This window comes from Plantibacter sp. RU18, assembly GCF_050613355.1.
Taxonomy (GTDB): Bacteria; Actinomycetota; Actinomycetes; order Actinomycetales; family Microbacteriaceae; genus Plantibacter.
In genome coordinates this window covers 2062619-2085849 of the sequence record NZ_CP159618.1, presented here as the reverse complement: position 1 = coordinate 2085849, position 23231 = coordinate 2062619, and the positions used below count along the sequence as shown (strand labels likewise).

Annotated in this window: 25 protein-coding genes; 6 read left to right on the top strand and 19 right to left on the bottom strand. The window is 68.0% G+C overall.

What is annotated here, in order from left to right:
- Positions 1–93: 93 nt before the first annotated feature.
- The 6 genes from ABMA10_RS10055 to infC all read right to left on the bottom strand — a co-directional run bounded on the left by ABMA10_RS10055 (position 94) and on the right by infC (position 4223).
- Positions 94–990 (bottom strand): glutamate ABC transporter substrate-binding protein, encoded by an 897-nt coding sequence (locus ABMA10_RS10055; RefSeq protein WP_347868197.1) that lies wholly within the window; start codon positions 988–990, stop codon positions 94–96.
- Between the two features lie 98 nt (positions 991–1088).
- A complete protein-coding gene (locus ABMA10_RS10050) occupies positions 1089–1940 on the bottom strand; it encodes an amino acid ABC transporter ATP-binding protein (RefSeq protein WP_347868198.1) in 852 nt (283 codons plus the stop codon).
- Positions 1941–2031: 91 nt separating this feature from the next.
- Positions 2032–2832 (bottom strand): TrmH family RNA methyltransferase, encoded by an 801-nt coding sequence (locus tag ABMA10_RS10045; protein WP_347868199.1) that lies wholly within the window; start codon positions 2830–2832, stop codon positions 2032–2034.
- A 104-nt stretch (positions 2833–2936) separates the two neighbouring features.
- On the bottom strand, positions 2937–3323 hold the full coding sequence (rplT, locus tag ABMA10_RS10040) for a 50S ribosomal protein L20 (protein WP_347868200.1): 387 nt from the start codon (positions 3321–3323) through the stop codon (positions 2937–2939).
- Positions 3324–3350: 27 nt separating this feature from the next.
- On the bottom strand, positions 3351–3545 hold the full coding sequence (gene rpmI, locus ABMA10_RS10035) for a 50S ribosomal protein L35 (protein WP_056012069.1): 195 nt from the start codon (positions 3543–3545) through the stop codon (positions 3351–3353).
- 15 nt (positions 3546–3560) lie between these two features.
- Positions 3561–4223, bottom strand: a complete 663-nt coding sequence (gene infC / locus ABMA10_RS10030; protein WP_347868201.1) for a translation initiation factor IF-3 — start codon at positions 4221–4223, stop codon at positions 3561–3563.
- 238 nt (positions 4224–4461) lie between these two features.
- Between infC and ABMA10_RS10025 the strand changes: the two genes are divergently transcribed.
- The gene (locus ABMA10_RS10025) at positions 4462–4824 is read left to right on the top strand and encodes a DUF1844 domain-containing protein (RefSeq protein ID WP_347868202.1); all 363 of its coding nucleotides are present in this window, start codon (positions 4462–4464) and stop codon (positions 4822–4824) included.
- A 33-nt stretch (positions 4825–4857) separates the two neighbouring features.
- On the opposite strand, the gene ABMA10_RS10020 is transcribed toward ABMA10_RS10025, so the two are convergent.
- The 4 genes from ABMA10_RS10020 to hisB all read right to left on the bottom strand — a co-directional run bounded on the left by ABMA10_RS10020 (position 4858) and on the right by hisB (position 7708).
- Complete coding sequence (locus ABMA10_RS10020) at positions 4858–5652, bottom strand: SseB family protein (RefSeq protein ID WP_347868203.1); 795 nt, start codon at positions 5650–5652, stop codon at positions 4858–4860.
- Entirely contained in the window at positions 5636–6382 is a 747-nt protein-coding gene (gene priA, locus ABMA10_RS10015) for a bifunctional 1-(5-phosphoribosyl)-5-((5-phosphoribosylamino)methylideneamino)imidazole-4-carboxamide isomerase/phosphoribosylanthranilate isomerase PriA (RefSeq protein ID WP_347868204.1), read from the bottom strand. Before priA ends, ABMA10_RS10020 begins: the two co-directional genes overlap by 17 nt.
- Before the next feature lie 85 nt (positions 6383–6467).
- A complete protein-coding gene (gene hisH / locus ABMA10_RS10010) occupies positions 6468–7103 on the bottom strand; it encodes an imidazole glycerol phosphate synthase subunit HisH (RefSeq protein ID WP_347868205.1) in 636 nt (211 codons plus the stop codon).
- A complete protein-coding gene (gene hisB, locus ABMA10_RS10005; protein WP_347868206.1) occupies positions 7100–7708 on the bottom strand; it encodes an imidazoleglycerol-phosphate dehydratase HisB in 609 nt (202 codons plus the stop codon). Before hisB ends, hisH begins: the two co-directional genes overlap by 4 nt.
- A 92-nt stretch (positions 7709–7800) precedes the next feature.
- Between hisB and ABMA10_RS10000 the strand changes: the two genes are divergently transcribed.
- Positions 7801–9108, top strand: coding sequence for a SufS family cysteine desulfurase (locus ABMA10_RS10000; protein ID WP_347868207.1), 1308 nt, complete (start codon positions 7801–7803; stop codon positions 9106–9108).
- A complete protein-coding gene (gene sufU, locus ABMA10_RS09995; RefSeq protein WP_347868208.1) occupies positions 9105–9545 on the top strand; it encodes a Fe-S cluster assembly sulfur transfer protein SufU in 441 nt (146 codons plus the stop codon). The genes ABMA10_RS10000 and sufU overlap by 4 nt, the downstream gene beginning before the upstream one ends.
- Before the next feature lie 41 nt (positions 9546–9586).
- On the opposite strand, the gene ABMA10_RS09990 is transcribed toward sufU, so the two are convergent.
- Positions 9587–10666 carry a histidinol-phosphate transaminase gene (locus ABMA10_RS09990; RefSeq protein ID WP_347868209.1) on the bottom strand — a complete coding sequence of 360 codons (1080 nt, stop codon included), beginning with the start codon at positions 10664–10666 and terminating at the stop codon, positions 9587–9589.
- 34 nt (positions 10667–10700) lie between these two features.
- Positions 10701–11093 carry a LysM peptidoglycan-binding domain-containing protein gene (locus ABMA10_RS09985; RefSeq protein ID WP_347868210.1) on the bottom strand — a complete coding sequence of 131 codons (393 nt, stop codon included), beginning with the start codon at positions 11091–11093 and terminating at the stop codon, positions 10701–10703.
- 273 nt (positions 11094–11366) lie between these two features.
- On the opposite strand from ABMA10_RS09985, the gene lexA reads away from it, so the two are divergent.
- Entirely contained in the window at positions 11367–12065 is a 699-nt protein-coding gene (gene lexA / locus ABMA10_RS09980) for a transcriptional repressor LexA (protein ID WP_431031467.1), read from the top strand.
- Positions 12066–12135: 70 nt separating this feature from the next.
- On the opposite strand, the gene metE is transcribed toward lexA, so the two are convergent.
- Both metE and ABMA10_RS09970 read right to left on the bottom strand, forming a co-directional pair.
- A complete protein-coding gene (gene metE, locus ABMA10_RS09975) occupies positions 12136–14463 on the bottom strand; it encodes a 5-methyltetrahydropteroyltriglutamate--homocysteine S-methyltransferase (protein WP_347868212.1) in 2328 nt (775 codons plus the stop codon).
- A complete protein-coding gene (locus ABMA10_RS09970; protein ID WP_347868213.1) occupies positions 14460–15455 on the bottom strand; it encodes a methylenetetrahydrofolate reductase in 996 nt (331 codons plus the stop codon). The genes metE and ABMA10_RS09970 overlap by 4 nt, the downstream gene beginning before the upstream one ends.
- 238 nt (positions 15456–15693) lie before the next feature.
- Between ABMA10_RS09970 and ABMA10_RS09965 the strand changes: the two genes are divergently transcribed.
- Entirely contained in the window at positions 15694–16611 is a 918-nt protein-coding gene (locus ABMA10_RS09965) for a hypothetical protein (RefSeq protein WP_347868214.1), read from the top strand.
- Between the two features lie 40 nt (positions 16612–16651).
- Here ABMA10_RS09965 and hflX read toward each other — a convergent pair whose 3' ends face one another.
- Positions 16652–18259: a GTPase HflX gene (hflX, locus tag ABMA10_RS09960; RefSeq protein WP_347868215.1), complete on the bottom strand. Its 1608-nt coding sequence runs from the start codon at positions 18257–18259 to the stop codon at positions 16652–16654.
- A gap of 41 nt (positions 18260–18300) precedes the next feature.
- Here hflX and ABMA10_RS09955 point away from each other — a divergent pair, with 41 nt between their 5' ends.
- Positions 18301–18918 (top strand): class I SAM-dependent methyltransferase, encoded by a 618-nt coding sequence (locus tag ABMA10_RS09955; protein ID WP_347868216.1) that lies wholly within the window; start codon positions 18301–18303, stop codon positions 18916–18918.
- 12 nt (positions 18919–18930) lie between these two features.
- Here ABMA10_RS09955 and dapF read toward each other — a convergent pair whose 3' ends face one another.
- Genes dapF through ABMA10_RS09935 form a run of 4 tightly spaced genes read right to left on the bottom strand, consistent with a single transcriptional unit; the run spans position 18931 to position 23227 of the window.
- On the bottom strand, positions 18931–19812 hold the full coding sequence (gene dapF / locus ABMA10_RS09950; protein ID WP_347868217.1) for a diaminopimelate epimerase: 882 nt from the start codon (positions 19810–19812) through the stop codon (positions 18931–18933).
- 9 nt (positions 19813–19821) lie between these two features.
- On the bottom strand, positions 19822–20736 hold the full coding sequence (miaA, locus tag ABMA10_RS09945) for a tRNA (adenosine(37)-N6)-dimethylallyltransferase MiaA (protein WP_431031466.1): 915 nt from the start codon (positions 20734–20736) through the stop codon (positions 19822–19824).
- Positions 20733–22337 carry a tRNA (N6-isopentenyl adenosine(37)-C2)-methylthiotransferase MiaB gene (gene miaB, locus ABMA10_RS09940; RefSeq protein WP_347868219.1) on the bottom strand — a complete coding sequence of 535 codons (1605 nt, stop codon included), beginning with the start codon at positions 22335–22337 and terminating at the stop codon, positions 20733–20735. The genes miaA and miaB overlap by 4 nt, the downstream gene beginning before the upstream one ends.
- Before the next feature lie 35 nt (positions 22338–22372).
- Positions 22373–23227, bottom strand: a complete 855-nt coding sequence (locus tag ABMA10_RS09935; RefSeq protein ID WP_347868220.1) for a regulatory protein RecX — start codon at positions 23225–23227, stop codon at positions 22373–22375.
- Between the last annotated feature and the right edge of the window lie 4 nt (positions 23228–23231).

Genomic DNA, 23231 nt, shown 5'->3' with positions numbered 1-23231 from the left:
TCCGGAGCGGGGGTACCGAGGCTGACGCCTTGGCTGGGTCGACGGGACAGCTCCCCCGGACGGCCGCAGGTGCGCGGCCGCCCGGGGCGCTGCTTAGTAGTCGTCGACCGCCGGCTGCGACACCTTGGTGCCGGAGAGGCCCAGGGTCGCGTCGTAGATCGCGGTCCAGGTGTCGCCACCGTCCGTGAACATCGTGTTGATGAAGTGGCGCAGCGCATCGTCGCCCTTCGGCAGACCGATGCCGTACAGCTCAGTGCTGAACGGTTCGCCGACGACCTTGAGGACGTCCGGCTCGAGCGCGGCGTAGCCGATCAGGATTGCCTGGTCGGTCGTGACTGCATCGACCTTCCCGTCCTTCAGCGCATCGACACACTGTGAGTAGGTGTCGAACTCCTCCGTCTTGGTGTCGGGGAAGTTGTCCTTGATGTTCTGGATCGGCGTTGAACCGGTCGCGGAACACACGGTCTTGCCCGCGAGGTCGTCCTCGCCCTTGATCTCGTCGTTGTCGGCAGCGACGAGCAGGCCCTGACCGGTCTCGAAGTACGGACCGGCGAAGTCGATCTGCTCCTTGCGCTTGTCCGTGATCGAGTAGGTACCGACGTAGTAGTCGATGTCGCCGTTCACGATGGCCGACTCGCGGTTCGCGCTCGGGATCGCCTTGAACTCGATCTTGTCGGCATCGAAACCGAGCGACGCCGCGATCCATGTCGCGACCTCGATGTCGAAGCCGGAGCGTTCGCCGGTGGCCGCGTCCAGGTAGCCGAGACCCGGCTGGTCCTCCTTGACACCGATGCGGACCTTGTCGGCCTTCACCATCGCGTCGTAGGTGGGGCTGCCCTCGAGCGTGACATCTGTGGCGACCTCGAAGAGCGCGCCGCTGTCGGCCGCCCCCTCGGTCGATCCGGTGCCGGCGTCGCCGCCGCTGCACCCGCTGAGCGCGAGCGCTGCCGCAGCGACTCCCGCGGTGATGAACATGAGCCTCTTGCGCATGTTTTCCTTCCTTCCTTGGTGCCCGGGACGGGCCGATCGGTTGGTCAGTGCCGGGCCGCCGCGCGGGTCGCGCGATCCGGGGTCAGTGAGTCCGTGGGTCAGTGGGTGAGGAGCTTCGAGAGGAAGTCCTTCGCGCGCTCGGACTGCGGATTGGTGAAGAACGACTCGGGGTCGGTGTCTTCGAGGATCTCGCCGTCGGCCATGAAGACCACACGGTCGGCAGCCTTCCGGGCGAACCCCATCTCGTGCGTGACGACGACCATCGTCATGCCCTCGCTCGCGAGCTGGACCATGACGTCCAACACCTCGTTGATCATCTCGGGGTCGAGCGCGGAAGTCGGCTCGTCGAACAGCATCACCTTCGGCTTCATCGCGAGGGCACGGGCGATCGCGACGCGCTGCTGCTGTCCGCCGGAGAGCTGCGCGGGCAACTTGTCCGCCTGCACGCCGATGCCGACCCGCTCGAGGAGGACGGCCGCTGCTTTGTCCGCGTCCGTCTTCTTCTGCTTACGGACCTTGATGGGACCGAGGGTCACGTTCTCGCGGATGGTCTTGTGTGCAAAGAGGTTGAACGATTGGAAGACCATGCCGACATCGGCACGGAGTTCAGCGAGCTGCTTTCCCTCCTCGGGGAGCTTCTTGCCGTCGATCCGGATCTCGCCGGACGTGATCGTCTCGAGGCGGTTGATGGTGCGACACAGCGTCGACTTCCCGGAGCCGGACGGCCCGATCACGACGACGACCTCTCCCTTGTTGACGGTGAGGTTGATGTTCTTCAATGCGTGGAAGTCGCCGTAGTGCTTCTCGACGTTCTCGACGACGACCAGCGGCTCCCCCGTTCCGGCCTGGATCGGATTGCTCGTGGTCTCGAACGCGCCTGCGGATCCTGCGGGCTGGCCGTCGGAAATCGGGTTCGATGGTTCGGCGTTCGGGGACGCTGTTGGCTCCATGTACCCAAACTAGGCGACGCCGTGTTTCACGCGCATGACGGGAACGCTACGGTTACCGTTTCGTAACCTTGACGCCCCGCGCCGGAAACACTCAGGCGTGCTGCGCGAACGCGCTTTCGAACAGGCACACCGAAGCGGCCGTCGCGAGGTTCATGCTCTCTGCGCGACCATAGATCGGCACCGTAAGTGCGCGGTCGACGATCTCGAGGTGGGCATCCTCCAGACCACGGGCCTCGTTGCCGAACACCCACGCGGTCGGCTGCGCAAGGACACCCTCGGCTCGGGCGGCCAGCAGGTCGTCGCCCTTGATGTCGGCAGCCAGCACCTGCAGGCCGGCGCCGCGAGCACGTTCCAGCACCGCGGGCAACTCGACTCCCACCGCAACGGGCAGGTGGAACAACGAACCGGTCGTGGACCGGACGACCTTCGGATTGTAGAGGTCGACCGTGCGACCACTCAGCACCACGGCGTCAGCGCCTGCAGCATCGGCTGCACGGATGATCGTGCCGAGGTTGCCGGGGTCGCGGACCTCTTCGAGGATGACGACGAGCTTGGGGTCCCCCGCGAAGATGTCCTTGATAGACGTCGGGAACTGCTGCGCGACAGCGATGAAGCCTTGCGGCGTGACGGTGTCGGCCATCGATTCCAAGACCTGCTCGGTCACGAACTCGACGTCGAGGCCTGCATCTGCGGCAGCCGCCGCGACGTCACCGTAGCGCTCGAGCGCCGTCGGCGTCGCGTACAACTCGAGGATGAGGTCGGGCCGGAACTGGAGGGCCTCGGAAACCGCCTGAGGTCCTTCGAGGAGGAACAGGCCTGTCTCCTGCCTCGCCGGGCGTTTGGCGAGTTTGGCGACGGATCGGACACGCGGTGACCGCGGATTGTCAAGCACGGACCCATCCTATGGCCGGGCGGCCCCGACAGACGAAACGGCCCGATCCTTGGAGGGATCGGGCCGTTCGAACACGTCGGAATCCGACGCACGGAGCGGTCGGCTTACGCGGAGACCTTCGGTGCGGAGGTGTCGGCCGGGAGAGCAGCCTTGGCCGACTTCACGAGGGCCGCGAACGTGGCGGGCTCGTGCACGGCGAGCTCGGCGAGCATACGACGGTCGACCTCGATGCCGGCGAGGCCGAGGCCCTGGATGAAGCGGTTGTACGTCATGCCGTTGGCACGCGAAGCCGCGTTGATGCGCTGGATCCAGAGGCGACGGAAGTCACCCTTGCGCGCACGACGGTCACGGTACGAGTAGACGAGGGAGTGAGTGACCTGCTCCTTGGCCTTCCGGTACAGACGCGAACGCTGACCGCGGTAACCCGCGGCGCGCTCGAGAATGACGCGACGCTTCTTGTGAGCGTTGACCGCCCTTTTGACTCTTGCCATGTTCCTAGTTCCTTACGGGTAAACGGTCTAGCGACCGAGCAGCTTCTTCATGACCTTGGCGTCGGCGGGCGCCAGCACCTGGTCCTGGTTCAGGCGACGGGTACGACGGCTGGACTTGCTCTCCAGGTTGTGTCGCATACCGGCCTGCTGCTTCATCAGCTTGCCGCTGCCGGTGACCTTGAATCGCTTCTTGGCCCCGGAGTGGGTCTTCTGCTTCGGCATGGGATTCCTCGTTTCTTATCGGTTCTCATCGGCGGATGACTCCGCCGGAGCAGCCTCGTCGGCGTCGTCGCCGGCGTCTGCCGGACGTGCCTTCGATGCCGCACGTTGTGCGTTGGCCTCGGCTTTCGCCTCGGACTTGTTCTTCAGGGGGCCGACGACCATCACCATGTTGCGTCCGTCGACCATGGGGGTGGACTCGACGGTGCCCCACTCGGACACGTCCTCGGCGAACTTCTGGAGCAGACGGACGCCCTGCTCTGGACGGGACTGCTCGCGGCCGCGGAACTGGATCATGGCTTTCACCTTGTCGCCGGCCTTGAGGAAGCCCTCAGCGCGCTTGCGCTTGGTCTCGTAGTCGTGCTGATCGATCTTGAGGCGGAACCGGACCTCTTTGAGGATCGTGTTCGCCTGGTTGCGCCTGGCCTCTTTGGCCTTCTGCGCAGCCTCGTACTTGAACTTGCCGTAGTCCATGATCTTCGCGACGGGCGGCTTGGAGTTGGGTGCGACCTCGACGAGGTCGAGATCCGCTTCCTGCGCGAGGCGAAGGGCGACCTCGATTTTGACGACGCCGACCTGTTCTCCGCCGGGACCGACGAGTCGGACCTCCGGGACGCGGATACGGTCATTGGTACGGGGATCGCTGATGCGGAACTCCTCTGACTGGGTGGGTGGCCACACGCGCAGATCGAATACCTGCAACGCGACGAAATCGGTTCACCACACACCCATACCCTCCGCCGAGTTCGAAAACACAGAGCCGGAAGGCACCACGCCCTTGCTACCTGCAGCCGTGAAGCGACAGGCGGAGCGTGACAACCCGGTAACCTAATGAAGCGGTCAAGCGCGGGTGGGAGAATCTCCTCTTTCGTACCGAGACATGTCTCGGAGCACCGCACGAGTCTAACAGAGGATCCACGTGAACAACACCACCAGCCCATACGACGAAGACGAGCAGGCGAATCAGGCCACGCGCGACATCGCAGAGGTACCGGCCGTCGAGGTCATCACGACCGCAGCGGTGCACCTCATGAGCGCAGCCGCGGTCAAGTGCGGCCTGGCCGACGACCCGGAGTCGCAGCTCGACCTCGACGAGGCACGCAAACTCATCAACGCACTCGCCGGCCTCATCACCGCCGGCGCTCCGGAGATCAGCGACATGCATGCACGCTCACTGCGTGACGGCCTCCGCTCTCTTCAGCTCGCCTTCCGTGAGGCCTCGACCATCGAGGACCCGATCGGCAAGGGGCCCGGAGAGAAGTGGACCGGCCCCGTCACCTGATCGGACAGCCTGGCCCGCTTCGCCGGTCGACGGTCAGTCGGCCGGCCGAATCGAGACCGCCAGGGAGTCGACGCGCGTCGCGATGACCTCGTCGGCTGCCCAGCGCTGCGCGAGACGAGCAAGCGCGGCATCGAGCTCCTGCTGCGTCAGGCCCGCGATGAGGCCGAGTTCGACCACCAGTTCCGAGCCGACGAGCTTCGCGCCGGGATCGCCGGCACGCAGCCGCACCGTCACGACGGCGAGTTCAGACTCGATCGACGCCTCGAACGCCTGCAGTACCGCCGGATCGCTGAAGCTCGGAAGCCACCGCTGCGACTGCGCGATGGCCCAGAGCGCCGGCCGACGGATCGCGAACTCGGTCTCCGAAGTGGGGTCGAGCACCACGACGTCCGTCTGCTCGCTGGCGGCGGCGAGCGCTACTCGGACGCCGTCGGCTGGAATCGGCCTCGCGGTCCGGTTCCATGCGGACATGGCGGACACGGAACTGAACACCGGCAGCACCGTGCGACCGTCGGGGCCCGTGACCGTGACGATCGAGAGCTCCTGCGACTTGTCGATCGCCTGACCGTGCTCGTTCTCGCCGACCTCACCGAGGTGGGCGACGAGCGGGATGAGGAGCCGCGATTCACGGAAGGCGTCGACCACCTCGGCTTCACCGACCTCGAGCGACCGGAACCTGCGCAGCGCCTCGATCAGACGTTCCGGAGCGCTCCCGTCGTCGCTGGAGCTCGTGTTCGCCTGGAAGCTCCGTCCAGCCCACGGCTGGCCGGCGGAGTCGGTGCTCCCACCGTGCGCATGGGCCGCGGGCCCGTCAGTTGCCGGAGACATCCAGCGCCTCGGCCAGGGTGAACTCGCCGTTGTAGAGGGCCTTCCCGATGATCGCGCCCTCGAGGCCCAGCGGAACGAGCTCGCGCAGTGCTACGAGGTCGTCGAGGCTCGAGATTCCTCCGGAGGCGACGACGGGACGCTCGGTGCGCTCCATGACCTGACGCAGCAGCTCGAGGTTCGGACCCTGCAGCGTGCCGTCCTTCGTCACGTCGGTGACCACGTAGCGCGCGCAACCCGCCTCTTCGAGACGCGCGAGCACGGTCCACAGGTCGCCGGCGTCCTGGGTCCAGCCACGGGCTGCGAGCGTCGTGCCGCGAACGTCCAGCCCGACGGCGATCGCGTCACCGTACTGCGAGATGACGCTCGCCGCCCACTCGGGGTTCTCGAGCGCCGCCGTGCCGAGGTTGACACGCTTGACGCCCGTCTCGAGCGCCTGCTCGAGCGACGCGTCGTCCCGGATGCCGCCGGAGAGCTCGATGTTCACCCCGCGGGTCTTCGCGATGACCTTCTTGATGACAGCCCGGTTGTGCCCGCGCCCGAACGCCGCGTCGAGGTCGACGAGGTGGATCCACTCGGCGCCCTGGCCCGCCCAGTCGATGGCTGCGTCGACCGGCTCGCCGTAGTTCGTCTCGGAACCGGCCTCACCGCGCGTGAGACGGACCGCTTTGCCGCCGACGATGTCGATCGCGGGAAGGAGGACCAGGCCGGGCGTCGTGTTGAACTCGTTCATGAATCACAGTCTCTTCGGGAGCCGCAGGCTCATCGGGTGCTGGAGCGGAGCATGCGTCGCGGCACAAGCACCAGAGCTTAGTCGGCTACAGGGTGCCGAGCCAGTTCGTCAGGAGGCGGATGCCGGCGTCGCCCGACTTCTCCGGGTGGAACTGCGTGGCGGACAGCGGTCCGTTCTCGACCGCCGCGAGGAAGGGGCCCCCGTGGGTCGCCCAGGTGAGCCGTGGAGCAGGGAACGGCGGCATCACGTCGAGCGTCCAGTCCTGTGCGGCGTATGAGTGCACGAAGTAGAAGCGCTCGTCGGCCAGGCCGTCGAACAGGACGGAGTCCGCGTCGGGCGAGACGGTGTTCCACCCCATGTGCGGGAGGACCGGAGCGACCAGTTCGGTGACCGTGCCAGGCCACTCGCCGAGGCCCTCGGCCTCCGAGCCGCGTTCGACACCGCGCTCGAACATGACCTGCATCCCCACGCAGATCCCGAGGACCGGTCGTCCTCCGGCGAGACGGAGGTCGATCACCTCGTCGCCGTGCGAGGACCTCAGGGCGCCGATGACGGCGTCGAACGCGCCGACCCCTGGGACGACGAGCCCATCGGCTGCGAGGGCTGCCTTGCGGTCACCGGTGAGCACCACGTCGGCGCCGGCCAGCTCGAGCGCTTTGACGGCCGAGTGGACGTTGCCGGAACCGTAGTCGAGGACGACGACCGACGGACGAGCGGTCACAGCGCACCCTTGGTGGACGGGATCCCCTGCACGAGCGGGTCGAGCGCCTTCGCCTGACGGAACGCACGCGCGAACGCCTTGAACTCGGCCTCGGCGATGTGGTGCGGGTCGCGGCCGCCGAGCACGGTGACGTGCACGGTCAGGCCGGCGTTGAACGTGATCGCCTCGAACACGTGCCGCACCATCGATCCGGTGAAGTGTCCGCCGATGAGGTGGAACTCGAAGCCGGTGGGCTCTCCCGTGTGCACGAGGTAAGGACGCCCGGAGATGTCGACGACCGCCTGGACCAGCGCCTCGTCGAGCGGGACCAGTGCGTCGCCGTAGCGGGAGATGCCGGACTTGTCACCGAGCGCCTGCTTGATGGCCTGCCCCAGCACGATGCCGATGTCTTCGACCGTGTGGTGGACGTCGATCTCGACGTCTCCCTTGGCCCGCACGGTGAGGTCGGTCAGCGAGTGCTTCGCGAACGCCGTGAGCAGGTGGTCGTAGAACGGGACGGACGTCTCGATGCTGCTCGTGCCGGTGCCGTCGAGGTTCAGTTCCAGCTCGATGCTGGACTCGCTCGTCTCCCGCTGGAGTCGGGCCGTGCGCTGCTGGGTGGTCATGGCGTCCAGTCTATCCAGCCACCGCTCGAGGGCGCCGCGCCAGCCGTCATAGAGGAGCATGACGCGCAGTCTGCGCCTATCGTTGATGGGTCATGACCTCCTCACTCAGCATCGCACCGTCCCATGCGCTCGATCAGACCGAGATCGCCGCCCTGCGCGCGCGCTTCCCGATCCTCTCGCGACAGATGAACGGGCACCCGCTCGTCTACCTCGACTCGGGCGCGACGTCACAACGTCCCGTGGACGTCATCGAGGCTGAGCGCGACTACGCGAGCCAGAGCAACGCGGCAGTCCACCGCGGCGCCCATCTCCTCGCTGCCGAAGCCACCGAACTCTTCGAGGATGCGCGCGCGACGGTCGCAGGGTTCATCGGCGCCGACGAGCGCGAACTCGTCTGGACTTCCGGAGCCACCGCAGCCCTGAACCTCGTCGCCGGTTCGCTCGGCAACGCGAGCGCCGGTCTCGGAGGCGCCGGGGCCGAACGCTTCCGGCTCGGCCCCGGCGATGAGATCGTCGTCACCGAGCTCGAACACCACGCGAACCTCATCCCGTGGCAGCAGCTGGCCGCCCGCACCGGCGCCACCCTGCGCCACCTCCCAGTGGATGACGACGGCGTGCTGCTCCTCGATGCCGCGGACGACATCATCGGCGAGCGCACCAGGGTGCTCGCGTTCGCGCACGTGTCGAACGTGACCGGCGCGATCGCCCCGGTGGCCGAACTCGTCGCCCTCGCCGGACGTGTCGGCGCGCTGACCGTGCTCGACGCCTGCCAGTCGGTGCCGCACCTCCCCGTCGACGTCCACGCACTCGGCGTCGACTTCCTCGTCTTCTCCGGCCACAAGATGCTCGGACCGAACGGCATCGGCGCCCTGTGGGGTCGGCGCGAGCTCCTCGATGCGCTGCCGCCGTTCCTCACAGGTGGTTCGATGATCACGACGGTCACGCTCGACACCGCCGAGTTCCTGCCAGCGCCGCAACGATTCGAAGCAGGCACCCAGCCCGTCTCGCAGGCGATCGCGCTCGCGAGCGCAGTCCGCTTCCTCCAGGGCGTCGGCATGGAGCGCATCCACGCCACCGAGGCTGCCGCCGGCCAGCGCCTCGCGAGCGGTCTCGCGGAGATCCCGGGCGTCCGGCTCATCGGGCCGCGACCAGGCGCCGAGCGCGCGGGTCTCGCGAGCTTCGACCTCGCGGGCGTCCACGCACATGACGTCGGCCAGTTCTTCGACGACCGAGGCATCGCCGTCCGGGTGGGCCACCACTGCGCCCAGCCGCTGCACCGTCGACTCGGCCTGACGGCATCGACGAGAGCCAGCAGCTACCTCTACACGAGCAACGAGGACATCGACGCGTTCCTCGACGCGGCAGCACTCGTCGGACCGTTCTTCGGCGGCGCGCGGTGAGCGGCCTCGAGAGCTTGTATCAGGAGCTCATCCTCGACCATGCCCGCGAACGCCACGGGTTCGGTCTCCAGGAGGGAGCCGCAGCCGAATCCCACCAGCTGAACCCGACCTGCGGCGACGAGGTGACGTTGCAGGTTCACCTCGATCCCGACGGTCTGCACATCCGTGCCGTCGCCTGGGAGGGTCACGGCTGTTCGATCTCGCAGGCCTCGACCTCCTGCCTGAGCGACCTGGCGGCCGGACTCACCACGACCGAGCTCCAGCAACTCGCCGACGAGTTCCGCACGGTCATCCGGTCACGCGGAGCGCTGGAGTTCGACGAGGAGCGGTTCGGCGACGCCGCGGCGTTCAGCGGCGTCTCGCGATACATCGCCCGTGTGAAGTGCGCCATGCTCCCCTGGGTCGCCGCGGAAGAGGCGATCTCCCGCCTCGGCTGAGCATCGCCCGACCGGGGTCGTCTGTCGCGACCGATTGACGATCAGGCCGGGCTGATCGCTGCCAGCGCGTCGAGGAACATCGTCGTCTCCGCTTCGGTTCCCGCCGTGACCCTGAGGTGGTTCGGGATCCCGACGTCACGGATGAGGATGCCGCGCTCGAAGAGGGCTTCGAAGGCCGCGTTCGGGTCCTGGACGCCACCGAACAGGACGAAGTTCGCGCCACTGCGTCTGGGCTCGTAGCCCAGACGGCCAAGTTCGACCACGAGCCGATCACGCTGCGTCCGGATGTCGTCGACCATGGCGAGCATCTCGGCCGAGTGACGCAGTGCGGCCGTCGCCGCGGCCTGCGTCAGGGCGCTCAGGTGATACGGCAGACGGACGAGCCGCAGGGCGTCGACCACCGCAGGGTCGGCAGCGAGGTATCCCAGGCGCACGCCTGCGAAGGCGAAGGCCTTGCTCATGGTCCGAGAGACGATCAAGCGCGGACGCCCCTCGAGCAGGGTGAGCGCGCTGGACTCGTCGTCTGGAGCGAACTCCGCATACGCCTCGTCGACGACGACGATGCCCCTGGACGCCTCGTACACGGCCGTGATCGTCTCGATCGACAACGGCGTGCCCGTGGGGTTGTTGGGCGAACAGAGGAAGATCAGATCGGGGTCGGTCTCGGTGACCTGACGCGCGGCGGTCTCGGCCGAGAGCTCGAACTCGGCGTCGCGGGACCCGGCGATCCACCTCGTACCCACGCCGCCTGCCAACAACGGATACATCGAGTAGGTGGGCGTGAACCCGAGCAGTGAGCGCCCGGGGCCACCGAACGCCTGCAGGATGTGCTGCAAGACCTCGTTCGACCCGTTCCCCGCCCAGATCTGCTCGGGGGTGATGCCATGCCCGAGGTAGGCCGCGAGCGATCCGCGCAGTTCGGTGAACTCCCGATCGGGATACCGGTTCACGGACAGGACTGCCGTCGCGAGTGAGGCCACGATGTCGTGTGCAACGGCCTCGGGAATGGGGTGGCTGTTCTCATTGACGTTCAAGGCCACGGCCACGTGGGCCTGCGGAGCACCGTAGGGCTTCAGCCCCCGGAGGTCGTCGCGGATGGGGAGGTCATCGAGGTCGGTCACGCGACAATCGTATCGAGGTCGGGCGACCCCCGACTCACTCTGCGACGTACCGCTGGGGCACTGCGAGCCGCTGCCCGGGCTCGACGCCCGACGTGCGCAACTGGTTCAGGTTCATGATCTCGGCGATGACATCGCGCGGGTCGGCATCGGGAGCGATCGACTCGGCGAGTTGCCAGAGCGACTCCCCCGGATCCACCGTGACGTACGTGAACGACGTGGCCGAAGCAGCGTTGTTCGCCGCAGCACCGCCCGCCGACAATCCGACGACCGCCACCGCGACGACGAGCGGGATCGCCGCGAGCGTCGTGAAGACGACGCGCCCGCGGCGAGTGAGACGAAGCCGCCCGGAGGGACGCGAGGACGCTTCCGCCACCCGCGTCGTGCGGACGGGGATCGATGCGTGTGACCCGATCAGTGCTGCGCTCATGTCAACCCTCCAAGAGTGTGCTCACCATGGTGACGAGGATTCGTACCCGGCACTCGGCCGGGAGTACCGGGTACGAAACTATGTTCCGAATATATCTTCGATTGTTCGAATACTCAACCCTTGTCTTCGTACCTCTGACGCACGGGTTCGGCGACACGCTCGAACAGATGTTTGTCTGGACGAGTCGGTACGGATACAGTTTCGAGTGTTGGAAGCAGTACACCACCACCCACCGACATCGGTCTCCGACAACCGATCAGGGCAGGAGCGAAGATGGCAGCGAACACAGCGGGCGACGGCGCCCGGGAACGCCAGGTCGGCGGCACCAGGCGGCGCAAGAGCCTGAGTGACAAGCAGTTGGCCATCCTCGACGTCATCCAGCGCTCGGTCTCCCAGCGTGGCTATCCACCGAGCATGCGCGAGATCGGCGACGCCGTCGGCCTCGCCTCACTGTCGAGCGTGACCCACCAGCTCGGTCAACTCGAACTCAGCGGGTACCTCCGCCGTGATCCGAACCGCCCGCGCGCCATCGAGATCCTCATCGACCTTCCGACTGCCGTCGAGGGCAGCGACCCGGACACCGCCCCGCCCGTCGGCGATGCCGCGATGGTCCCGCTCGTCGGCCGCATCGCCGCGGGCATCCCCATCACGGCCGAGCAACAGGTTGAGGAGATCTTCCCGCTGCCCCGCCAACTCGTCGGCAAGGGCAGCCTGTTCATGTTGAAGGTCGTCGGCGACTCCATGATCGACGCGGCGATCTGCGACGGCGACTGGGTCGTCATCCGCGAGCAGAAGACCGCGGAGAACGGCGAGATCGTCGCGGCCATGCTCGACGAGGAGGTGACGGTGAAGGTCTTCCGTCAGCGCGACGGGCACACCTGGCTCCTCCCCCGCAACTCAGCGTTCGAGCCCATCCTGGGCGATCACGCCGAGGTGCTCGGCAAGGTCGTCGCCGTCATGCGCGCGGTCTGAGCCGCACAACGCACGAGGAAGGCCGGGACGATCGTGATGATCCTCCCGGCCTTCCCCGATTCGGGCGAGGTCAGGCGCTCGCGCTCACGCGCTCCCGAACGAGCCGGGTGGCCTCCACGATGTTCGACAGCGAGGTGACGGTCTCCTCGTAGCCGCGTGTCTTGAGCCCGCAGTCCGGGTTCACCCACACCTGGCGGTCAGGGATGCCCGCGAGTGCGGTCTCCAAGAGTGCGCTGACCTCCGACACACTGGGCACGCGCGGCGAGTGGATGTCGTAGACACCTGGGCCGATGCCGTGATCGAAGCCACTCGCCTCGATGTCCGCGACGACCTCCATCCTCGACCTCGCGGCCTCGATGCTGGTCACATCGGCATCGAGCCGACGGATGGCGTCGATCACGACCCCGAACTCCGAGTAGCAGAGGTGCGTGTGGATCTGGGTCTCGTCGCGCACTCCTGCGGTCGCGAGGCGGAACGATCCAACCGACCAGTCGAGGTACTGCTCCTGGTCAGCTCGGCGCAGCGGCAGCAGCTCCCGGAGCGCCGGCTCGTCGACCTGGATGATGCCGATGCCCGACTGCTCGAGATCGACGATCTCGTCCCGGAGCGCGAGCGCCACCTGATTGGCCGTCGCCCCGAGCGGCTGATCGTCACGCACGAAGGACCACGCGAGGATCGTCACCGGCCCGGTGAGCATCCCCTTCACCGGTTTGGTCGTCAGCGATTGCGTGTACGTCGACCAGTCGACGGTGATGGGAGCCGGACGCGAGACGTCGCCCCAGAGCAGCGACGGACGTGTGCAGCGCGACCCGTACGACTGGACCCAACCGTGCTCGGTGACGGCGAAGCCGTCCAGGTGTTCCGCGAAGTACTGGACCATGTCGTTGCGCTCCGGCTCACCGTGCACGATGACGTCGATCCCGATCTCCTCCTGGAGCGCGACGACCCGCGAGATCTCAGCCCGCATGGCGGCCACGTAGTCGGCCTCGCTCAGCGTGCCCGCTGCGCGCTGAGCCCTCGCCCTGCGGATGTCGCCCGTCTGCGGGAAGGACCCGATCGTCGTCGTCGGCAGGAAGGGCAGCCCGAGGGCCGCTTCCTGAGCATCGGCCCGGACTCGATAGTCGTCGCGGGAGAAGTCCGCGGGGACGAGAGCCGCCGCTCGCGACCGGACCGCAGGGTCGACCACGCCGGGTGCTGTGAGGCGATCGGCCAGGGCCGTCGACGCCGCGTCCAGCTCCGCGGCGATGACCGCCCTGCCGTTCACGACACCACGGGCGAGTGTCGCCACCTGGCCGACCTTCTGCTCGGCGAAGGCGAGCCAGCTCCGGAGCCTGGGATCGAGTTTCTTCTCGACCTCGACGGTGTACGGGACATGCAGCAGGGATGTCGATGTCGACACCGTCACGGTGGTGAAGCGCTCTGTCGCTGCATCCACGAGATCGGCTGCGGCTGCAAGGTCACCGCGCCAGACGTTGTGGCCGTCGATCACACCCGCGACGACCGTCTTCGTCTCGAGACCGGGAACGCTCTCGGGGAGCCAGCCCTTCACGAGATCGATGCCGATCGCTTCCACGTCGGATGCGGCGAGGATCGGAAGCGCATCCCCGAGCGCACCGTACGGTGCCGCCACGAAGATGGACGGGCGGGCGGCAGTCGACGCGAGGACCGCGGTCGCCCGCTCGATCGCGGCGAGCACGGTCGACCGCGGTACATCGAACGTCTCGGACACGAGCGCCGGCTCGTCGAACTGCACCCAGGGGGCACCAGCCGCCGCCAGACCCTGCAACAGCTCGGCGTACACCGGGAGCAGCTCATCCAGGCGATCGAGGGGCGAGAAGCCCTCCGGCGCGCCGTCAGCGGCCTTGGAGAGCAGCAGGAACGTCACCGGACCGACGATGACGGGTCTCGTGACGAACCCCTCGGCGACACCCTCCAAGTACTGCTCGACCACACGGTCACTCGCGAGCGAGAAGACCGTGTCGGCACCGATCTCTGGAACCAGGTAGTGGTAGTTCGAGTCGAACCACTTCGTCATCTCCAGCGGAGCGAGGTCTCCCGCGCCACGGGCGATCGTGAAGTACCCGGCGAGGTCCAGCCGACCGTCGTCCCCGAGCAGCGACGCGAAACGCGCGGGCACCGCACCGACCGTCCCTGCGGCGTCGAGCACCTGGTCGTAGAAGGAGAAGCTCTCGGGAATCGCCCCGCCGCTGCGGTCCAGACCGAGTTCAGCGAGGCGGTTCCGGGTGTCGGAACGCAGCTGTGCCGCCGTGGCCTCGAGCGCTGCGGCATCGGTGCGGCCGGACCAGAAGGCTTCGACGGCGCGCTTCAGCTCGCGGTTCGGACCGATACGCGGGTAGCCGAGGACGGTACCGACGGGGAATGCTGGAGTGGCGTTCATTGTGCTTCCTTGCTCGTGAGTCGTGCTGGGACGGGAGGGGTCGGGGTGTCGGTCTGGAGCGGGATCCCGGCGCGTGTGAGCACGTCGAGGACCGTCCGGTGCTGGTTGAAGGCATAGAGGTGGACGCCTGGCGCACCGCCCGCGACGATGTCGCGGATGAGCCGGGCCGAGTACTCGGTACCGATCTCGATGCGCCCTGCTTCGTCGGGCTCGACCTCGAGCGCGATGGCCAGATCGCTCGGCAGCTCTTCGCCGCTCAGTTGGAGGACCCTGCGGAGCCTCGCCGCACTCGTGATCGGCATGACACCCGGGAGGATGGGCATCGTGACGCCGTGACGCCTGGCGCGCTCCGCGAACGCGAGGTAGTCGTCCGCATGGAAGAACAGCTGCGTGATCGCGAGGGTCGCTCCGGCCGCCTGCTTCGCAAGCAGTGTGTCGAGGTCCTGGGTGGTCGATCTGGACCGGGGATGGCCGTTCGGAAAGGCGGCGACGGCGATCCTCGGCCGATGGCGCCGTCCGAGCTGCACCGCTCCCGGAAGCCCGTGCAGACGGCCCTCGGCATACGGCTCGTGCTCAGCGCTCACCCGACCGATGAGCTGCACCAGCTCGGCCGCACTCCCGAGGTCGCCGAGGAAGGCATCGCCCTCGACCGAACCCTCCGGCGGATCGCCCCGGAGCGCGAGGAAGCTCTGGACGCCTCCGTCGAGGAACTGCTTGATCAACTCACTCGCCTGCGCATGCGTGGAGCCGACACACGTGAGGTGCGCCATCGGATCGACCGAGGTCGATGAGCGGATGCTCCGGAGCACGTCGAGACTGGCCGTGCGCGACGAGCCGCCGGCGCCGAAGGTCACGGAGATGAACTCCGGACCGGCAGCGGCGAGCTGCTCGACCGTGTGTGTGAGCGCGATGCCTCCGTCGAGCGTCTTGGGCGGGTAGAGCTCGAAGGAGAACGGGGTCCGGCCCAGACAGGCGGGGTCCGCGATGGTCATGTGGTCTCGTCTCGATTGCAGCGGGTGCGGAGCCGGCGACCACGCGCCCCGCAGCGGACTCCGCTCGGTGCGTCGTGGGCGGATGCCGGGCTCGGCTGTCGCTCCAACGCCACCCGATCGGGCGGCTACGATGCGGACGACGATAGCAACCCAGGGGCCGGATGGCGATGGTCGATCGGCGGATCCCGTCATGCTGCGACACATTCCCCCATCCGTCGCTTGGTCGTACGCTGAGGCCATGGAACAGAGCGCCAGCGCGCGCAGTCGTCGGGGCAGGCCGACGGCGCGCCTCACCCTCAGCTGCGCGCTCGCCTTCCTCGCGCTGCTCTCCGGGTGCGCCGCGCCGACCGGGCTCTCTCCGACGACGACGGCTGATGACCCATCCGCGGTCGGGCTCGACATCGAGTTGCGTCAGAACCGGGACCAGTACGCCACCCACCTGGCGATCATCCGGGTGTCGAACACGAGCGGCGACGACGTGGTGGTGGAACGGGTCGAACTGTCCGGCTCCGCCTTCGAGACCAGGACGACCCGCGAGCGCACCTCGGCGATCCCCGCAGGTCAGACGAAGGATCTCGCAGTCGACATCCCGCGGGCGGACTGCGACGCCACCGCCCATGAGCTGCGAGCCGAGGCGGAGGTGGAGCTCGACGACGGACGGACCGTGCACGCGGACGACCTCCCCGATCCCACGCACGCCCTGCCACGCATCCACGCTGCCGATTGCACCGCAGCCGGCGTCGCCGGCATCGCCACCGTGTCGGCCGCACCAGAGGTGCGACTCGAGGGCGCCGGGGCGCGCACGGTCGCCGTGCTGACGATCACGGCGACACCGACCGGGGCGCCCGGACGCCTCGAACTCGTGTCCTTGCGGTCCACGGTCCTGCTGCAACCCGCACCGCCCTCCGACGGCAGTGCCGCCCCCGAGGAATGGCCGCTCGGGATCGTCGTGGACGCCTCGACCGGGACCAGGACGATCGACGTCCGGATCGTGCCGAGCCGTTGCGATCCCCATGCACTGGCAGAGGACAAGGTCGGAACCCTGTTCCCGCTCGTGGTACGCGTCGATGACGACGAGGAGGCGCTGCTCACCCTGCCGCTGCCGCCAGGCACAGCCGACGCGCTGAAGGCAGCTGTCAGGCTCGCCTGTGCGTGAGCTACCCGAGGCGCCGGTCCGTGCCGAGCGAAGCCCGCGCTCAGGCTGAGGTGATCGCCGCCGGCGTGACGATCTCCGCGAACGGCGCGAGGGCTGCCGCGAGCTCGGCACCGACCAGCGCATGCACGACCGTGCCGCGTTCGTCATAGGAGGTCGACAGGACCTTGCCGCGCTCGTGCAGCAACGTCACGAGATCGCCGCGATCGAACGGGACCACGACGTGCACCTCGTTGCTCGGCGACGGGATGAGCGACTCGATGCGCTCCATGAGCTCATCGATGCCGGCACCGGTCCTCGCCGAGACGAAGACCGCGTCCGGCACGAGCCCGCGGAGGACGAGCAGCTGACCGTCGTCGACGAGGTCGGCCTTGTTGAAGACGACCACCTCGGGTAGATGCCGGGCGCCCACCTCACCGATGACGTCGTGCACGGTGGCGATCTGCCCTGCGGGATCCGGGTGCGCCGCATCGACCACGTGCACGATGACGTCGCTGTCCGCGACCTCCTCGAGCGTGGAGCGGAAGGCCTCGACGAGCTGGTGCGGCAGGTTGCGGACGAAACCGACCGTGTCTGCGAGGGTGTACTCGCGGCCGTCCGAGGTGACGTTCCGGCGCACGGTGGCGTCGAGCGTCGCGAAGAGCGAGTTCTCCACGAGCACTCCCGCCTTCGTGATGCGGTTCAGCAGGCTCGACTTCCCGGCGTTCGTGTACCCCGCGATGGCGACGGACGGCACCGTGTTCCGGCGGCGGTTCGCGCGCTTGGCCTCACGAGCGGGCTTCATGGCCGTGATCGACTTCCGGAGCTTCGCCATACGGGTGTGGATCCGCCGACGGTCGAGTTCGATCTTCGTCTCACCGGGGCCCCTCGATCCCATACCGGCGCCAGCGCCACCCACCTGACCGCCGGCCTGACGGCTCATCGACTCACCCCAGCCACGCAGACGTGGCAGCAGGTACTCGAGCTGCGCCAGCTCGACCTGGGCTTTGCCCTCGCGGCTCTTCGCGTGCTGGCTGAAGATGTCGAGGATGACGGCCGTGCGGTCGATCACCTTGACACCCACGGCGTCCTCGAGCGCTCGACGCTGGCTCGGAGCGAGCTCGGTGTCGGCGATGACGGTGTCGGCGCCGAGCGCCTGCACGATCGACTTCAGTTCCTGGGCCTTACCGCGACCGAGATAGGTGCTCGGGTCCGGGTGGGGCTTGCGCTGCAGGAGGCCGTCGAGCACGACGGCACCGGCCGTCTCGGCGAGGGCCGCGAGTTCGCGGAGGGAGTTCTCCGCGTCGTGGAGCGCACCCTGCGGGTACACGCCGATGATGACGACGTTCTCCAGCCGCAGTTGCCGATACTCGACCTCGGTGACATCCTCGAGTTCCGTCGACAGACCGGCGACCCGGCGGAGTGCCTGGCGATCCTCGCGGTCGAACTGCTCGCCGTCGTCGGACGTGCCGCCGGCGGTGCTCGCCGACTGGAGTGCAGCTGCACCGCTGCCGAACAACGTGTACCCGCTCGATCGCGACGTTGCGCTGGAGAGCACCCGGGCCACGACATCATCGTCGTCCGGTGTCGAGACGGCGTCCGACGCCTCCTCGAAGTCGACTGCGTCGTCGTCTGCGTGGTCCTGGGGTGCGTCCGCTGGTGGTCTACTCATCGCGTTAACCCTACTTCCTCCGGGTCCGGTACCGTTCCTGTATGTCGAACGAGCACTACTTCACCGCCGAACCCGCGAGCGAGTTGCAGCTCAAACCGATCACGGCGCGACTGGGGGGCGAGGAGCGAGCGCTCGTCTCGGCCGGCGGGATCTTCAGTCCCGGCCATCTCGATCAGGGAACGATGGTCCTCCTCGCGAACACCCCGCCCCCGCCGCCAACAGGCGACCTCCTCGACATCGGCTCCGGCTGGGGTCCGATCGCCCTGTCGCTCGCCCTCGCGTCACCCGAAGCCACCGTCTGGGCGGTGGACGTCAACCAGCGGGCACTCCAGCTCACCCGGCTGAACGCCGAGCGGCTCGGGCTGGCGAACATCCGCGCCGTGCTCCCCGAAGAGGTCCCGGACGACGTCCGGTTCAGCACGATATGGTCCAATCCGCCCATCCGAGTCGGCAAGGATGAGCTGCACCGTCTACTCATGCACTGGCTACCCCGCCTCGAGGACGAGGGTGACGCCTGGCTCGTCGTGCAGAAGAACCTCGGCTCGGACTCACTGCAGCACTGGCTGCAGGAACAGCTGCCCTCGACCTTCCATGTCGGCCGTGCCGCGATGGCCAAGGGCTTCCGGGTCCTGCACACCCGCCGCCGCGAACAGCGGTAGCCCGGTCGTCGATCAGGCGAGCGCGATCGTTCCGGCGTAGACGAGCGTCGCGGGTCCGGCCAGGACCACGTGCTCACCGTCCGCTTCCTGAACCATGCTCACGCCCAGTTCGCCACCCGGTACCTCGACCCGCCAGTCGTTCGGCGCTGCAGCGCCGGCCCAGAACCGGAACGCGAGCGCCGCGGCAGCCGTGCCGGTTCCGCAGCTCAGGGTCTCGCCGCTCCCTCGTTCGTGCACACGCATACGGATCCGGGCGACGCCGTCCGCGATCAGCGGCTCCCCCGGGACGACGAGTTCCACGTTGGCTCCGTGGGGCGGGACCGGATCGAGCTGAGGGATGTACTCCAGCTCGGCGCCGTCGAGTTCTGCGGCGTCGGCGACGGCCACGACGATGTGCGGGTTGCCCACGTCGATCCCGATGCCGGGTCGTGCGACAGGCAGACCTTTGACCCGGACCAGCGTCTCGCGCTCGTCGAGCGTCCAACGACCGAGGTCGACGGAGTAGCCCAGGGCGTCGTAACCGACCCGACGGACGCCTGCACGCGTGCCGATCGCAAGACGCTCACCGGGGGCCAGCGTGACGAGGGAGCTCTCGAGCAGGTAGTGGAGGAATACTCGGATTCCGTTGCCACACATCTCGGCGACCGAGCCGTCGGCGTTGTGGTAGTCCATGAACCATTCGGCCGACGCATCCTCCGCCAAGGCCGCGGCCCCCGCGTCGAGGTTCGCGGACCGGACCGCGCGGATGACGCCGTCCGCGCCGATGCCGAAGTGACGATCGCAGAGGGCCGCGATCTGTCCGGGATCGAGTGGTTCGAGCCCGTCGGGATCGGTGAACAGCACGAAGTCGTTGCCCGTGCCGTGGCCCTTCGTGAAGGAGAGTGTCGACGCCATCCGACCAGTCTACGGGCGGGGAAGACGAGCGAGCGAGCTCGCCTCGGCACTGCCGCCCTCGACCCAGGTGATCTCCGGATACCGCTTGAACCAGCTCACCTGCCGCCGGGCGTACCGCCTCGTGAGCCGTTGTGTCTCGGCGATCGCCTCGGGCGCAGTGGACTCCCCACGGAGCTGCGCCGTGGCCTGCGCATACCCGATCGCCCGGCTCGCGGTCACGCCCCGCTCGAGGCCGGCGTCGAGCAGGCTCGCGGTCTCCTCCACGATGCCGTCGTCCCACATCTGCTGGACCCGACGATCGAGCCGTTCCACGAGCGCCTCCCGCGGGGTCGACACACCGATGACCTCGACCGGTCGCCACGGCGTCGGGCGCGCGGGCAGCGCGGCACCGTGGCCCTGCTCCGCGAGCTCGTGGACTTCGAGCGCGCGGACGACCCGTCTCGCGTTCGCCGCGTCGATCCTCGACGCGGTCGCGGGATCGAGCCGCTGCAGCCGTCCGACGAGTGCGGACAGACCCTCGCGCTCGAGCTCCTGCTCCAGCCGCTCGCGGAGCGCCTGGTCGCGAGCGGGGAACCGGAAGTCGTGGATGACGCTCGAGACGTAGAGGCCCGAGCCGCCGACGAGGATCGGCGTGACACCACGTGCCGACAGGTCGTCGATCACGGCCCTGGCGGTCGGCTGGTACCAGGCGACCGACGCCTCCTCTGTGACGTCGAGCACATCGAACAGGTGGTGTGTGATGCCCTGTCGCTCATCGGCGGGGAGCTTGGCCGTGCCGATGTCCATGCCGCGGTACAACTGCATCGCGTCGGCGTTCACAATCTCCGCCGGTCGACCGGCGTCACCCAGCGCTGTGGCGATGGCGAGTGACAGCGCCGACTTGCCCGTCCCGGTCGCTCCGACGACCGCGAGCAGCGTCGTCACCGTCGTTCGCCGTCGCTCGGATCGTAGATCGGCATGGTCGCGACGCCGGCAGTCGGCGCACCGATCCGGATGACGGGGAGGCCGAGCGACACACGTCCGGGTTCGGCGCCACTCGCGGCGGGTGCCGGCACCCCGCAGGACTCGGCCTGCGCGCGATCCCAGGCGTCTCCCGCCCGGGTGCGCCGGATCCGCAGCGGCGCGCGGTCCGGCGCGTCGGCGATCAGGTGGAACGAGGCCGCCGAGGTGATCGTGACGCTGACGACGTCCCCGGGCCTCGGTACATCGGAACCTTCCGGGACCTCGAAGTGCACCAGCCGAGAATCCTCGGCACGTCCGCTCAACCGGTGAGTGGTGGCGTTCTTCTTCCCCTCGCCCACCGCGACGAGCAGCTGGACGTCACGACCGATCTGACGCTGGTTCTCTTCGAGGCTGATGCGGTCTTGGAGCGCCATCAGTCGCTCGTAGCGCTCCTGCACGACGTCCTTCGGTACCTGGTCCGGCATGGTCGCTGCAGGAGTACCGGCGCGGATCGAATACTGGAAGGTGAACGCGCTTGCGAACCGGGCCGCCTCGACGACCCGCAGCGTCTCCTGGAAGTCCTCCTCGGTCTCGCCGGGGAACCCGACGATGATGTCGGTCGAGATCGCCGCGTGCGGGATCCTCGCTCTGACCCGATCGAGGATCCCGAGGAACCGCTCGGACCGGTAGGAGCGACGCATGGCCTTCAGGATGCGGTCCGAACCCGACTGCAGCGGCATGTGCAGTTGCGGCATGACGTTGGGCGTCTCAGCCATCGCATCGATCACGTCATCGGTGAACGCCGCCGGGTGAGGGCTGGTGAAACGCACGCGCTCCAGCCCGTCGATCTCGCCCGCCGCGCGCAGCAACTTCCCGAACGCTTGACGGTCGCCGAACTCGACGCCGTAGGAGTTCACGTTCTGGCCGAGGAGCGTCACTTCGATCGCGCCGTCCTCGACGAGCGCACGGAGTTCGCCGAGGATCTCCCCCGGACGTCGATCCTTCTCCTTCCCGCGGAGCGACGGCACGATGCAGAAGGTGCAGGTGTTGTTGCAACCGACTGAGATGGACACCCAACCGCTGTAGCTCGAGTCTCGTCTGGTCGGCAGCGTGGACGGGAAGGTGTCGAGCGATTCGAGGATCTCCAGCTGCGCTTCCTCGTTGTGCCGCGCGCGTTCGAGCAGGCTCGGCAACGAGCCCATGTTGTGCGTGCCGAACACGACGTCGACCCAGGGCGCCTTCTGGAGGATGACCTCCTTGTCCTTCTGCGCGAGGCAGCCGCCGACCGCGATCTGCATGCCGTCATGGCGCTTCTTGATCGACGCCAGATGCCCGAGGTTGCCGTACAACTTGTTGTCGGCGTTCTCCCGCACGGCACACGTGTTGATGACGACGATGTCCGCCTGCTCGCCCTCGGCCTTCACGTAGCCTGCCGCTTCGAGAGAGCCGCTGAGACGCTCGGAGTCGTGCACGTTCATCTGGCAGCCGTAGGTGCGCACCTCGTAGCTGCGCACGCGTCCGGAGGAGTCGATCGCGGCCGTTGAGGGGGTGATGACGGTTGGCGTCTCGACGATACTGCTCATGGCCGCAAGTCTACGCGCGGTGCCCGACCCGGCCGTCAGCGGAAGGTGACACCGGAGCGCTTCGAGCCGGACAGAGCCCGCGTACACGCTTCCCGGATGATCGCCGAGCCGTACCCTCGACGGGCGAGGTAGGCGGAGAGCCGGCGTTCGGCGGTCGCCTGGTCGAGCGAGCGCAACTGACCGGCTCGTTTCTCGGCGACGACGAGTGCGCGTCTGAGTTCGTCGTCGTCGTCGATCGCCTCGAGCGCTTCCGCAGCGACGGAGGGGTCGATCCGCCGCGAGGAGAGCTCTCGGCCGATGACGGCACGGGACTGACCTTTGCGTGTGTGGAGCGACTCGACGAGCTGACGCGCGAGTTCGGCGTCGTCCAGATAGCCTCGACGCCGCAGCTCGGTGAGCACGTGCTCGACCTCGTGGGGCTCGGCATCGTGACCGCGCAGCAGCTCGGCGATCTCCCATTCCGAGCATCCACGACGAGCGAGTCGTCGGACGGCGAGGAGATCGAGTTCGGCCAGGCGGACCTCTGCGTCGACCGGCTCGTCGATGTCGTCATCTGCATCGTCCGTGTCGTTCCGACTCGATCCTGGAGTGGGCGTCCACGCGATCCGCGGCGTCGTCGCAGCTGGCTCCTGCGGCGTCACGACGTTCTGCGTCTCCTCGTCGACGGCCTCTGCCGGTACCGGACCGGTCGTCGCCAACCGACGCAACGGCGCGATCGGCCGCTCGATCTGAGCCGGTTCGTCAATCTTGGGCACGGGTTCTCCCGCGAACCACGCGTCCTGCTCGGTTGCCGCTGCCGGAGCAGCACGACGACCGAACAGCGAGGTCACCGGAGCGAGCGTCTCCGACGACTCTGCCGCCGGATCGGCGGGAGGGAAGGAGACGACCATGGTG

Coding starts and splice junctions, on each gene's coding strand:
- ABMA10_RS10055 (WP_347868197.1), bottom strand. CDS start 990: ATGCGCAAGAGGCTCATGTTCATCACCGCGGGAGTCGCTGCGGCAGCG.
- ABMA10_RS10050 (WP_347868198.1), bottom strand. CDS start 1,940: ATGGAGCCAACAGCGTCCCCGAACGCCGAACCATCGAACCCGATTTCC.
- rplT (WP_347868200.1), bottom strand. CDS start 3,323: ATGGCAAGAGTCAAAAGGGCGGTCAACGCTCACAAGAAGCGTCGCGTC.
- rpmI (WP_056012069.1), bottom strand. CDS start 3,545: ATGCCGAAGCAGAAGACCCACTCCGGGGCCAAGAAGCGATTCAAGGTC.
- ABMA10_RS10020 (WP_347868203.1), bottom strand. CDS start 5,652: ATGTCTCCGGCAACTGACGGGCCCGCGGCCCATGCGCACGGTGGGAGC.
- priA (WP_347868204.1), bottom strand. CDS start 6,382: ATGAACGAGTTCAACACGACGCCCGGCCTGGTCCTCCTTCCCGCGATC.
- hisB (WP_347868206.1), bottom strand. CDS start 7,708: ATGACCACCCAGCAGCGCACGGCCCGACTCCAGCGGGAGACGAGCGAG.
- ABMA10_RS10000 (WP_347868207.1), top strand. CDS start 7,801: ATGACCTCCTCACTCAGCATCGCACCGTCCCATGCGCTCGATCAGACC.
- ABMA10_RS09985 (WP_347868210.1), bottom strand. CDS start 11,093: ATGAGCGCAGCACTGATCGGGTCACACGCATCGATCCCCGTCCGCACG.
- lexA (WP_431031467.1), top strand. CDS start 11,367: ATGGCAGCGAACACAGCGGGCGACGGCGCCCGGGAACGCCAGGTCGGC.
- metE (WP_347868212.1), bottom strand. CDS start 14,463: ATGAACGCCACTCCAGCATTCCCCGTCGGTACCGTCCTCGGCTACCCG.
- ABMA10_RS09970 (WP_347868213.1), bottom strand. CDS start 15,455: ATGACCATCGCGGACCCCGCCTGTCTGGGCCGGACCCCGTTCTCCTTC.
- ABMA10_RS09965 (WP_347868214.1), top strand. CDS start 15,694: ATGGAACAGAGCGCCAGCGCGCGCAGTCGTCGGGGCAGGCCGACGGCG.
- hflX (WP_347868215.1), bottom strand. CDS start 18,259: ATGAGTAGACCACCAGCGGACGCACCCCAGGACCACGCAGACGACGAC.
- ABMA10_RS09955 (WP_347868216.1), top strand. CDS start 18,301: ATGTCGAACGAGCACTACTTCACCGCCGAACCCGCGAGCGAGTTGCAG.
- dapF (WP_347868217.1), bottom strand. CDS start 19,812: ATGGCGTCGACACTCTCCTTCACGAAGGGCCACGGCACGGGCAACGAC.
- miaB (WP_347868219.1), bottom strand. CDS start 22,337: ATGAGCAGTATCGTCGAGACGCCAACCGTCATCACCCCCTCAACGGCC.
- ABMA10_RS09935 (WP_347868220.1), bottom strand. CDS start 23,227: ATGGTCGTCTCCTTCCCTCCCGCCGATCCGGCGGCAGAGTCGTCGGAG.